12 protein-coding genes are annotated in these 11,868 nt (G+C 72.9%); 10 read left to right on the forward strand and 2 right to left on the reverse strand.

Annotated elements, in window-relative coordinates:
- Nucleotides 1-825: FAD-dependent oxidoreductase (locus VFO68_RS19130; RefSeq protein WP_325159685.1), on the forward strand; the 825-nt coding region annotated here is incomplete at its 5' end.
- Nucleotides 826-843: 18 nt separating this feature from the next.
- Complete coding sequence (locus tag VFO68_RS19135; protein WP_325159686.1) at nt 844-2,373, forward strand: MFS transporter; 1,530 nt, start codon at nt 844-846, stop codon at nt 2,371-2,373.
- A 5-nt stretch (nt 2,374-2,378) separates the two neighbouring features.
- On the opposite strand, the gene VFO68_RS19140 is transcribed toward VFO68_RS19135, so the two are convergent.
- On the reverse strand, nt 2,379-3,122 hold the full coding sequence (locus tag VFO68_RS19140; RefSeq protein WP_325159687.1) for a TIGR04222 domain-containing membrane protein: 744 nt from the start codon (nt 3,120-3,122) through the stop codon (nt 2,379-2,381).
- Between the two features lie 185 nt (nt 3,123-3,307).
- On the opposite strand from VFO68_RS19140, the gene nirB reads away from it, so the two are divergent.
- From nirB to VFO68_RS19175, 7 genes are all read left to right on the forward strand, one after another.
- Entirely contained in the window at nt 3,308-5,815 is a 2,508-nt protein-coding gene (gene nirB / locus VFO68_RS19145) for a nitrite reductase large subunit NirB (protein ID WP_325159695.1), read from the forward strand.
- Nucleotides 5,812-6,159, forward strand: coding sequence for a nitrite reductase small subunit NirD (gene nirD, locus VFO68_RS19150; RefSeq protein WP_325159688.1), 348 nt, complete (start codon nt 5,812-5,814; stop codon nt 6,157-6,159). The genes nirB and nirD overlap by 4 nt, the downstream gene beginning before the upstream one ends.
- 29 nt (nt 6,160-6,188) lie before the next feature.
- Nucleotides 6,189-7,304 (forward strand): uroporphyrinogen-III synthase, encoded by a 1,116-nt coding sequence (locus VFO68_RS19155; RefSeq protein WP_325159696.1) that lies wholly within the window; start codon nt 6,189-6,191, stop codon nt 7,302-7,304.
- Nucleotides 7,301-7,963 carry a sirohydrochlorin chelatase gene (locus tag VFO68_RS19160; RefSeq protein ID WP_325159689.1) on the forward strand — a complete coding sequence of 221 codons (663 nt, stop codon included), beginning with the start codon at nt 7,301-7,303 and terminating at the stop codon, nt 7,961-7,963. The genes VFO68_RS19155 and VFO68_RS19160 overlap by 4 nt, the downstream gene beginning before the upstream one ends.
- A 97-nt stretch (nt 7,964-8,060) precedes the next feature.
- Nucleotides 8,061-8,633: a Uma2 family endonuclease gene (locus tag VFO68_RS19165; RefSeq protein WP_325159690.1), complete on the forward strand. Its 573-nt coding sequence runs from the start codon at nt 8,061-8,063 to the stop codon at nt 8,631-8,633.
- 161 nt (nt 8,634-8,794) lie between these two features.
- On the forward strand, nt 8,795-9,787 hold the full coding sequence (locus VFO68_RS19170) for a pirin family protein (RefSeq protein ID WP_325159691.1): 993 nt from the start codon (nt 8,795-8,797) through the stop codon (nt 9,785-9,787).
- Nucleotides 9,784-10,140, forward strand: a complete 357-nt coding sequence (locus tag VFO68_RS19175) for a tetratricopeptide repeat protein (RefSeq protein WP_325159692.1) — start codon at nt 9,784-9,786, stop codon at nt 10,138-10,140. Before VFO68_RS19170 ends, VFO68_RS19175 begins: the two co-directional genes overlap by 4 nt.
- Before the next feature lie 229 nt (nt 10,141-10,369).
- On the opposite strand, the gene VFO68_RS19180 is transcribed toward VFO68_RS19175, so the two are convergent.
- On the reverse strand, nt 10,370-10,690 hold the full coding sequence (locus tag VFO68_RS19180; RefSeq protein ID WP_325159693.1) for an MGMT family protein: 321 nt from the start codon (nt 10,688-10,690) through the stop codon (nt 10,370-10,372).
- A gap of 79 nt (nt 10,691-10,769) precedes the next feature.
- On the opposite strand from VFO68_RS19180, the gene VFO68_RS19185 reads away from it, so the two are divergent.
- Nucleotides 10,770-11,868, forward strand: a 1,099-nt coding sequence (locus VFO68_RS19185; RefSeq protein WP_325159694.1) for a UvrD-helicase domain-containing protein, incomplete at its 3' end; no start/stop codon positions are given.

The following is an 11,868-nucleotide window of genomic DNA, read 5'->3' on the forward strand; positions in this document are numbered from 1 at the left end:
GGTCTGGGCATCGAACTGCGGCTCGGTGTGCTGGCCGCGCGCTACCAGTCCGGAGACGGGCTCAAACTCGACGACGGCAGCGTGGTCGACGCCGACCTGGTCGTGGTGTCCGCCGGGGTGCTGCCGCGCACCGAACTCGCCGAGGCCGCCGGGTTGGCCGTCGATCGCGGCGTGCTGGTGGACGACATGTTGCGCACCGACGACTCCCGGGTGCACGCGATCGGCGACTGCGCGCGGCATCCGGGCACCGTGTCCGGACTGGTGCAGCCGGCCTGGGAGCAGGCCGCCGTGCTCGCCGACCTGATCACCGGCGCCGACCCGGCGGCGCGCTACCGCGGCACGCCGGTGGTCACCCGGCTCAAGGCCCGCGACGTGGACCTCGCCGCGCTCGGTGACGTGCACGCCGATCCGGACGACGCCGGTGCCGAGGTGCTCTGCCTGCAGGACCCGGCCGGTGGCCGGTACGCGAAGTTGGTGATCCGCGACGACCGGGTGGCCGGCGCGATCATGCTCGGCCTGCCGGACGCGGCGGCCACGGTCACCCAACTCTACGACCGGGGGGTGCCGGCGCCGTCCGACCGGCTCGCCCTGTTGCTCGGCCGGTCCGGCGCGCCCACCGCGCAGAGTCCGGCCGACCTGCCGGCGTCGGCGTTGATCTGCCGGTGCAACACCGTCACCAAGGGTCGGCTCGTCTCGGCATGGCGCGACGGGAAGCGCGATGTCGCCGAGCTTGCCGCGGCCACCAGGGCCAGCACCGGATGCGGTAGCTGCCGGGATGCCGTGCGCGGCATCGCCGACTGGCTGTCCGCCGCCGACACACCGTAGCCAGTGAAGGAGTTCAGGATGAGCGCGACGCTCGACGCCACGCCCATGACGCCGGCCACCCGCCGCGGCGGCCGGTGGATCGACGACTGGCAGCCGGACGACGAGGAGTTCTGGGCCAGCACCGGCCGGCGCATCGCCCGTAAGAACCTGTTCTTCTCGATCTTCGCGGAGCACTTCGGGTTCGCCATCTGGGTGCTCTGGTCGGTGGTCGTGATCAACCTGGGCAACGCCGGACTACCGATGACCCTGTCCGAGATGTTCTGGCTGACCGCGGTGCCCAACCTGGTCGGCGCGACCCTGCGCATCCCGTACACCTTCGCCGTGCCCCGGTTCGGCGGCCGGCTCTGGACCGGGATCAGCGCGGCGCTGCTGCTGGTTCCCGCGCTGCTGCTGGCTTTCCTGGTGCCCAGCGGGTGGCTCGCGGCGCAGTCGCACGACACCCAGTTCTGGGTCCTGCTGGCCTGCGCGGCCACCGCCGGGTTCGGCGGCGGCAACTTCTCCTCCTCCATGGCCAACATCTCGTTCTTCTACCCGGAGAAGCACAAGGGTTTCGCGCTGGGCCTGAACGCGGCCGGCGGCAACCTCGGCGTCGCGGTCGTGCAGTTGGTGGTGCCGTTGGTGGTGATCATCGGGGTGCCCCTGGCGGCGGCGAAGCTGCCCAAGCACGAGGTGCACCTGGCCTACGCCGGCCTGGTCTGGGTTCCGTTCATCGTGACCGCCGCCATCTGCGCGTGGCTGTTCATGGACAGCATCACCGACGCCCGGGCGGATACCCGGTCCTACGTGAGCGCGTTGCGGCACGGCCAGACCTGGATCATGTCGATCCTCTACATCGGAACGTTCGGCTCGTTCATCGGCTACTCGTTCGCGCTGCCGCTGGTGATCAAGAACACCTTCCCGGAGTTCCTTGCCGCGCACCCGTTCATCGCCACCTACCTGGCCGGGCTCGGGTTCGCGGGCGCGCTGATCGGCTCGGTGGCCCGGCCGTTCGGCGGCTGGCTGTCCGACCGGATCGGCGGCGCCACCGTCACCTTCTGGTGCTTCATCGGCATGGGCCTGTTCACCGCGCTGGCCATCCTCGGCGTCAACGCGCACAGCTTCGCGCTGTTCTTCGGGTCCTACATGGTGATCTTCCTGTTGTCCGGCGCGGCCAACGGGTCCACCTACCGGATGATCCCGCTGATCTTCAGTGCCCTGGGCCGAAAGGAGATCGACGAGCGGGGCGGCGACCCGGCCGCCGTCGCGCTGAAGTTCAAGCGGGAGGCGGCCGCCGTGATCGGGATCGCCGGTGCGGTCGGGGCGTTCGGCGGGTTCCTGATCCAGGTGATGTTCCGGCAGGCCAGCCTGGACGTGACCGCCCGGGTCGCGGCCGCGCGAACCGCCGCGGACAAGCTCGCCGTGGCGCAGGCCGGCGCCGGCTGGTCCACCTCGGCGCTGTGGGTGTTCCTGGCCGGCTACGCCGTCTTCGCCACCATGACCTGGTTCTACTACCTGCGCCGGTCCTTCGTGATCGCCCGGGTGCCCAGCCTCGCCTACGCCCGGGTGTGACCGCGCTACGGGAGCTCATGCCCGCCGGCGGGCTGGAAGCCCGCGTCGCTGCCGACCTGTTGCCAGGTGGGCTCGGTGATCCGGCTCAGTTCGGCGACCGGGATCCCGGCGGCCGCCAGGTCCCGCTCCCGGCCCAGCGCGAAGGCGGCGACGACGAGTTCGGCCCGGTCCGCGTCGGTGGACCGGGTGACGAGCAGGCCGACGAAGGCGTCCCGGGCGCCGGACAGCACCCGGTGGCCGGCGATCGTGTGCCGGGACAGCGCCCACAGCCCGGCGCCGGCGCACACCGTGCCCGCGACCAGGACGAACCCGCCGTCCAGGACCAGCGCCACGACGATCGCCGTGAGCACAAGTCCGGCGCCGGCCAACCGGCGCCACCGGGCGGCGCGAACGCCCGCCCGGGTGAGATCCGCGGCCACCTGCGCCAGCGCGCGGCGCAGCACCGGCCGGCGGGCCAGGGCGCGTGGGGCGGCCGGCGTGTGCATGGTGCCGTACACCGCGCGCTGCACCGGGTCGCCGCCGGGCGGCTGGAGCCGGTCGGTGCGCCGCACGATGTTCCGGCCACCGATCTTGATCAGGCCGTCGGAGTGCAGCCCGGCGAGCGCGGTCCGCACCGCGCCGGTCGGGCCGCCGCGCAGGAAGCCGATCTCGCACGGCCACCAGCCTTCCTCGGCGCCGGTCGGGGTGATCGGAAGCCACCGCAGCGCCGCGGCGGCCAGGAGCAGTCCGGTGATCAGCAACACGTCCATGCGAGCCCCCCAGACGTCGTGGTGGGCCGAGTATGCGGCGAACGACGGCGGGCAACCACGCCAAAAGGCACGCACAAACCGCTGAGCTGCGACGGGAGTCTTCCGTAACAGCGTCGCAACTGGGCCGACCCGGGCCGGACATGACCAAACCGGACGATGGCAACGAGTGGGAGGAGGACGCGCGGATGACCCGAACTCTGGTCGTGGTCGGCAACGGCATGGTCGGACACCGGCTGGTGCAGGCGGTGCGCGACCGGGACGCGGCGGGAACCTGGCGGGTGGTCGTGCTCGCCGAGGAGCCGCGACCGGCCTACGACCGGGTGGCTCTGACGTCCTATGTGGACACCTGGGATCCGGCCGAGTTGGAGCTCGACGGCGCCGACTACGCCGCCGACCCGCTGGTCACGCTCCGGCTCGGCGACCCGGTCGGCACGATCGACCGCGCCGCGCGGACCGTGACCACCGCGGCCGGCTTCACCCAGGGCTACGACAGCCTGGTGCTGGCCACCGGGTCCTACCCGTTCGTGCCGCCGGTACCCGGCCGGGACCTGCCCGGCTGTCACGTGTACCGGACCATCGACGACCTGGACGCGATCCGGGCCACCGCGCGCCGGTTCACCGGCCGGGGCCGGCGCTCGGCGATGGTGGTCGGCGGCGGACTGCTCGGCCTGGAGGCGGCGAAAGCGTTGCGGGACATGGGTTTCTCCCCGCACGTGGTCGAGCTCGGGCCGTGGTTGATGCCGCTGCAGGTGGACGAGGGCGGCGGCGCGCTGCTGCGCCGGCTGATCGAGGACCTCGACGTCACCGTGCACACCGGGGTCTCGGCGGGCTCGGTGGCCGCCGACGGCGCGCGGCTGATCGCGACGCTGTCCAACGGCACCGAGCTGGACCTCGACCTGGTGGTCTTCTCCGCGGGGGTGCGCCCGCGCGACGAGCTGGGCCGCGCCGCCGGGCTCCGGCTCGGCGCGCGCGGCGGCATCGCCGTCGACGCCGGGTGCCGGACCAGCGACCCGGACGTCTACGCGATCGGCGAGTGCGCGGGCCTCGACGGCGCGGTGTACGGGTTGGTGGCGCCGGGCTACGCGATGGCCGAGGTGGTCGCCGACCGGCTGCTGGGCGGCGCGGCGACGTTCCCGGGCGCGGACACCTCGACCAAGCTCAAACTGCTCGGCGTGGACGTGGCGAGCTTCGGCGACGCGCACGCCCGCACCGAGGGCGCGCTCGAGGTCGTGTTCAAGGACGCCGTGGCCGGCTCCTACCGCAAGGTCGTGGTCTCCGACGACGCCCGGACCCTGCTCGGCGGCGTGCTGGTCGGCGACGCCTCCGCGTACACCCTGCTGCGCCCGCTGGTCGGCCGGGAGCTGCCGGCCGACCCGGCGACGCTGATCGCACCGGCCGGCGACGGCGCCGCGCTCGGGGTCGGCGGGCTGCCGGCCGACGCCCAGGTGTGCTCCTGCCACGCGGTGACCAGGGCCGCGATCGACACGGCGATCTCCGACGGCTGCGCGGACGTGCCGGCGCTCAAGTCCTGCACCCGGGCCGGCACCGGCTGCGGGTCGTGCGTGCCGATGCTCAAGCAGTTGCTCGGCGCGGCCGGCGTGGCCCAGTCCACGGCGCTGTGCGAGCACTTCCGGCACAGCCGGGCGGAGCTGTTCGAGATCGTGTCCTCGACCGGGATCGGCACGTTCAGCGAGCTGATCGCCCGGCACGGCACCGGCCGCGGGTGCGACCTGTGCAAGCCCGCGGTCGCCTCGATCCTCGCTTCGCTGGGCACCGGGCACGTGCTGGACGGCGAGCAGGCCAGCCTGCAGGACACCAACGACCACTTCCTGGCCAACCTGCAGCGCAACGGCACCTACTCGGTGATTCCGCGCATCCCGGGCGGGGAGATCAGCCCGGCCAAACTGATGGTGATCGCCGAGGTGGCCCGGGACTTCGGGCTGTACACGAAGATCACCGGCGGGCAGCGGATCGACCTGTTCGGCGCCACGGTCGAGCAACTGCCCGGGATCTGGCGGCGGCTGGTCGACGCCGGCTTCGAGTCCGGCCACGCCTACGGAAAGGCGCTGCGCACGGTGAAGTCCTGCGTCGGCACCACCTGGTGCCGGTACGGCGTGCAGGACTCGGTGACCCTGGCGATCGAGCTGGAGCTGCGCTACCGGGGCCTGCGCGCGCCGCACAAGGTCAAGGCCGCGGTGTCCGGCTGCGCCCGGGAGTGCGCCGAGGCCAGGAGCAAGGACTTCGGCGTGATCGCCACCGAACACGGCTGGAATCTCTACGTCGGCGGCAACGGCGGCTTCCGGCCCCGGCACGCCGACCTGCTCGTGTCCGATGTGGACACCGAGGAGCTGGTTCGGCTGATCGACCGGTTCCTGATGTTCTACGTGCGCACGGCCGACCGCCTGCAGCGCACCGCGGCCTGGGTCGAGGCCATGGACGGCGGCCTCGACCACCTGCGCGACGTGATCGTGCGGGACAGTCTCGACATCTGTGCCGACCTCGACGCGGCAATGGCCCGGCATGTCGCGTCCTATCAGGACGAATGGCGTGGCGTGCTGGACGATCCGGACAAGCTGGCCCGGTTCACCTCGTTCGTCAACGCCCCGGGCACCCCGGATCCGACGATCACCTTCCGCGAGGAGCGCGGCCAGCGGGTTCCGGTCCAACTGGGAATTCCGGAGGTGGTTACGTGACCACGGTCGAAGTGCGCACCTGGACCGCGGTGTGTCCGTTGTCGGTGCTGCAGCCCAACCGCGGGGTCGCCGCGCTGCTGCCCGGTGGGGAGCAGGTCGCGGTGTTCCGCACCAACGAGGACGAGGTGTTCGCACTGTCCAATATGGACCCGTTCAGCCGGGCGGCGGTGCTCTCCCGCGGGCTGGTCGGGGATCGCGGCGGCGTCCCGGTCGTGGTGTCCCCGGTGTACAAGCAGGCCTTCGACCTGCGCACCGGGGAGTGCCTGGACGACCCGAGCGTGTCGGTGCCGGCCTACCCGGTGCACGTGTCCGACGCGGGCACGGTGCTGGTCGGGTCGCCGTGACCGTGGCGGTCCAGGCCTCCGGCGTGGCGATGTTGCCCCTGGCCGGTTACACGGTCGGGGTGACCGCGGCCCGGCGGGCCGACGAGCTGGGCGCACTGCTGGAACGCCGGGGCGCCACCGTGCTGCACGGCCCCGCGATCCGGATCATCCCGCTGGCCGACGACAGCGAGCTGCTGCGGACCACCCGGGGCCTGCTCACCGGACCGGTGGACGTGGCGGTGGCCACCACCGGCATCGGGTTCCGTGGCTGGATGGAGGCGGCCGAGGGCTGGGGCCTCGGCGACGAGCTGCGGGGCGCGCTGGGCCAGGCCCGGGTGCTGGCCCGCGGTCCCAAGGCCAAGGGCGCCATCCGGGCGGCCGGGCTGGTCGAACACTGGTCGCCGGAGTCCGAGGCCAGCGCCGAGTTGCTGGCCTACCTGGTCGAGTCCGGAGTGGACGGTAAGCGGATAGTCGTGCAGCTGCACGGCGAACCGTTGCCCGAGTTCGTGGACACGTTGCGTGCGGCGGGCGCGGACGTGGTGGAGATCTCGGTGTACCGGTGGACCGGGCCGGCCGACCCGGCGCCGCTGGAGCGGTTGCTGGACTCGGTGCTGGCCGGTCAGGTCGACGCGCTGTCGTTCACCAGCGCACCGGCCGCGGCCAGCGTGCTGCGGGTCGCCGAACAGGGCGGTCGGCTGGATGAGTTGGCCGGCCTGCTGCGCTCCCGGGTGCTGGTCGCCTGCGTCGGTTCGATCACGGCCGGACCGTTGTCCCGCAACGGGATTCCAGTGATCCAGCCGGTCCGCGCCCGGATCGGCGCGCTGGCCAGGGAGTTGTCGGTGGCGCTGCCGGCCCGGGCCATCCGGCTGCCGGTCGGCGGGAAGGCGCTGGAACTGCGCGGTCAGGCCGTGGCGGTGGACGGCGTGCTGCGTGCGGTGCCGCCCGCGCCGATGGCGGTGCTGCGGGCACTGGCCGAAAGCCCCGGCCACGTGTTGTCCCGGCGCACGCTGCTCGGCGTGCTGCGCCGGCATTCCGGGCGCACCGAACCGGTGGACGAGCACGCCGTGGAGACCGCGATCGGCCGGCTGCGCGCCGCGCTCGGCGAGCCGCGCCTGGTGCAGACCGTGGTCAAGCGCGGTTACCGGCTCGCGATCGAGCCGCGATGACGCTGATCCTGGTGGCGCACGGAACCCGCGATCCGGCCGGGGCGGCGGTGAGCCACGAGTTGGCCCGCCTGGTGCGGACCCGGCTGCCGGCGGTGCAAGTCGAGGTCGCCTTCGCCGACGTGCGCGCGCCGGACCTGGCCACGGTGCTGCGCTCGGTGCCGGACGGCGCCGTTGTCGTCCCGGCGTTCCTGGCCGCCGGCTACCACGTCCGCGTAGACCTTCCCGCGCAGGCCGGCCCCGGCGTCACCATCACCGCACCCCTTGGTCCCGCGCCGGGTCTGGTCGCCGCCGCGCACGAACGTCTGATCGCCGCCGGCTGGCGCCCCGGCGACCCGGTCGTGCTGGCCGCCGCCGGCTCCTCCGACCCGCGCGCCCTGGCCGACGTCCGGCGCGCCGCGCTCCTGCTCGGCGCCCGCACCGGCGATCCGGTCCGGATCGGCTACGCCGCCACCGCCCGCCCGTCCATCGCCGACGTCGTCGCCGCCACCCCGGGCCGGGTCGCCGTCTGCTCCTGGCTGCTCGCCCCCGGCGTCTTCCACACCCTCGCCGCCCGCACCGGCGCCCCCGTCGTCTCCGCCCCCCTCGGCCCCCACTCCCGGGTAGCCGACCTCATCACCCGCCGCTACCTCGAGTCCCGCTGCTACGCGCGCGCCGCGTGATCGTGTCGGTACCGTCCGTTACCCTGCCGCCATTCGCGCTGGCAGGGCGCTTCGGCGCGGTCGAACCGGTACCGTTGGTCCGAGAAGGGAGCTCACGATGACGGCCCTGCCCAAGGATTGGCCGCACCTCCTACCCGAGACCTGGACTCTGGCGGATGTCGAAGCCCTGCCGGAGGGCTCCCGGGTGGAGATCATCGACGGAGCCCTCATCGTGAACCCGAGCCCAACGCCCCTTCATCAGCGGATCATCTTCCAACTGGCCGTCGAACTCGAGGCCGCGCTGCCGGACGGCTGGCGGCATGCCTTCGGTGTCGACGTCCTGCTTGCCGAGGAGCCGCTGGCCTACGTCACCCCCGACATCGTCGTCTTCGACGGGAGTCTGCCGCTGAGCACCCTGCCGATCCCGCGCGAGGCGGTCCTGCTCGTTGTCGAGGTCGTGTCCAAGGGGTCGAGGAGCCACGATCGCGGGTCCAAGCCACTGGTCTACGCCGAGGCCGGCATCGCGCACTACTGGCGGGTGGAGTCCCGGCAGAGTGGCGCGCTGACCACCACCGTCCACACCTTCGTCCTGGACGACGGTCGCTATGTGCGGACCGGCGAATACTCCGACCGGCTCACGCTGACCGAGCCGTTTCCGGTCGACTTCAAGGTGGCCGGGCTGACCGACTGACAACCGCCTGAACTGCTGGTTCCGACTGGCCGGGGGATTGGTGTGCGGTTACGGTCGGCTGGGGCGAGGGTGGTCCGGCGGGGAAATAATTGAGCGTGCAACTAGGTTGAACGACCTGGACGGTCGCCGCTCAGGCGGCCCGTGAAGCGAGGAGGCCGGACATGCCTGCCATCACCGCTGACACGCTGACCCTGCCCCGCCTGCCGGAACTGCCCGAGTCGGCCACCGACTGGCGCGGGGTGCGCCGGATCGTGCCGGCCCGCACCTTCGTGGAGGGCGAAGGGTTCCAGGTCCGCCGGCCGTTCCCCGGCGTCGACCTCTCCCTCGCCGACCCGTTCCTGCTGCTCGACCACATGGGCGCGGTGGAATACGGGCCGGGTGAGGCCAAAGGCGCCCCGTGGCACCCGCACCGTGGCTTCGAAACCGTGACCTACATGATCGACGGCGCGTTCCAGCACACCGACTCGATCGGCGGCGGGGGCCTGATCACCGACGGCGCCACCCAGTGGATGACCGCCGGCGCCGGCATCCTGCACAACGAGATGCCGCCGCAGGAGATGATCGCCAAGGGCGGGCTGTTCCACGGTGTGCAGCTGTGGGTGAACCTGCCCCGGGAGCTGAAGCTGGTGACCCCGAGGTACCAGGACATCGAGGCCCGCGACGCCACGCTGCTGTCCAGTCCGGACGGTGGCGCGCTGGTCCGGGTGATCGCCGGCACGCTGGCCGGCCACGACGGTCCCGGCGTGACCTACACCCCGATCACCTACCTGCACGCGACGGTGAGCGCCGGCGCCCGGCTGGATCTCCCGTGGCCACGGGACTTCAACGCCATGGTCTACGTGCTGTCCGGCCACGGCGCCATCGCCGCCGAGCGCCGGCCGCTGGACGAGGGCCAACTGGGGGTGTTCGGCCCCGGCGCCGCGTTGACCCTGCGTGCCGCCGACGTCCAGCCCGCCAGCTCGCCGGGCGGTTGGGAGATCCTGGTTCTGGGTGGCCTGCCGATCAACGAGCCGGTCGCCCGGTACGGGCCGTTCGTGATGAACACCCGCCAGGAGATCGTGACCGCGATCGAGGACTTCCAGTCCGGCCGGTTCGGCCAGATCCCGGCCGAGCATCTGGCCCACCGTGGCCCCGCCGATGAGGAGCTGCCGTGACAGATGTGAAGGACCTGGTCGACCGCGGCCGTCTGTTCCGGATGTCGGGTGATCCCAGCACCGCCATCCGGTACCTGACCGAGGCGGCCGCGTTCGCCCCGGACGACCGGACCGTGCTCACCGAGCTGGCCCTGGCCCACTTCCAGGCCGCCGCACTCGGCCCGGCCGAGGAGGTGGCCCGCAAGCTGGTCGAGCTGGACCCGGCGGACCCCTACGCCCGCCTGCTGCTCGGCCGGGCCCTGGCCCGGCAGAGCCGGCACGCCGAGGCCGTCCCGCACCTGCGGCTGGCCGCGGCCATGACCGACGACGAGTACGTGCACGACCTGCTAGCCCACAGCGAACGCCGGTCGTAGCTGTTCCGCCTCTCCGGAATTTTTGTGCGGTTGTTGCGTTCCGGGGAACTGGTGCGGATATCGGGTCCGACGTGGCTGGGTGCCGTCACGGTCCCCTGAGGTGCTGTTCCGCCTCTCCGGATTTCAATGCGGTCGTCGCGTTGCGGGGAACGGTGGCGGATATCGGGTCGAATGTGGCTGGGTGCCGTCACGGTCCCCTGAGGTAGCTGTTGGTCGGGTGGTCGGCCGCCTAGTCGAAGAGGTTCGGCTCCTCCGGTACCTCCGCTTGGTCCCAGCGGTATTGGCGCATGTTGACTCGGCGTCCGTCGGCGAGCACGCCCTCGGCACGCAACAGCTCGAGCTGGCGCTGCGCGAGGTGGTGGGCCGGGGTGCCGTCCGCCCGCAACACGCGGTGCCACGGCAGGTCGGAGCCGTCCTCGGCGAGCACCCGCCCGACCAGCCGCGGCGACGGCGCCCGGGCCAGCTCGGCGACGTCCCCATAGGACGCGACCGACCCCGGTGGAATCGCGGCGACGATCTCGCGCACCCGCTCGTGCAATGCCTCGTCCACACGTGCACCTTCTCACTCGGGTCCGACATGCCCGCGCCAGGTCCCCGATGTCGGGCCCGTGCCGTGTTTCCATCCTGGGGTGGCCACCGCGAAGGCACCACGGCTCGTCCGCCGGGCCGCGACCGCCCGGCCTCGACCACACTGGGACGAGGCCGGTAAGCGGGTGCTCGCCGGCACCGCCGGGTTCGTCCGGGTGCTCGGCGGACCGGGCACGGGCAAGACCACGCTGCTCGCCGAGGTGGCCGCCGACCGCATCCGCAACGGCGCCGTCGACCCGGAGCAGCTGCTGGTGCTGACCGCCAGCCGGCGCGCCGCCGCCGACCTGCGGGCCCGGATCACCGCGCTGCTGACCGCGACCGAGGAACCGGCTGAGGTGCCCAGGACGGTGCGCGAGCCGATGGTGCGCACCGTGCACTCCTACGCCTTCGCCGTGCTGCGCCTGCAGTCCGTGCTGCACGACCTGCCCCGGCCCCGGCTGCTGTCCGGCCCGGAGCAGGACGCGATGATCCGCGAGCTGCTCGCGGGCGACCTCGACGACGGGGCGGAGCACTGGCCCCCCGCGCTGCGCGCGGCGCTCGGACTGCCCGGCTTCGCCGAGGAACTGCGCGACCTGATGCTGCGCGCCGCCGAACGCGGGCTCGGCCCGGAGGACCTGATCAGCCTCGGCCGGCGGCACAAGCGCGCCGAGTGGGTGGCCGCCGGGCGGTTCGCCCAGCAGTACGAACAGGTCAGCCTGCTGCACGGGGTCGCGGACAGCGCCACCGCCCAGGCCAGCGCCCCCGCGCTGGACGCGGCCGAACTGGTGGCCGGCGCGCTGCTCGCGTTCGACACCGACGCCGAACTGCTCGCCGCCGAGCGGGCCCGGGTGCGCTACCTGCTCGTGGACGACGCACAGCACCTCGACCCGGTGCAGTTCCGGCTGATCCGCAGCCTTGGCCGGTCGGCCAAGGAGTTCGTCCTGGCCGGCGACCCGGACCAGGCGGTGTTCTCCTTCCGGGGCGCCGACCCGATGCTGCTCGCCGAGGCCGGCGACATCGGCGGACCCGGCAGCACCGTCGTGCTGGGCATCGGGCACCGGATGGCCCCGGCGATCGCCGGGGCGGTCGACCGGCTCGCGGCCCGGCTGCCCGGACGTGCCCCGGGGCGCCGGACCAGCCGGGCGACCGACACCGGCGACC

The sequence above is a fragment of the Actinophytocola sp. genome, assembly GCF_035712165.1.
In the GTDB taxonomy this organism is placed as follows: domain Bacteria; phylum Actinomycetota; class Actinomycetes; order Mycobacteriales; family Pseudonocardiaceae; genus DASYTH01.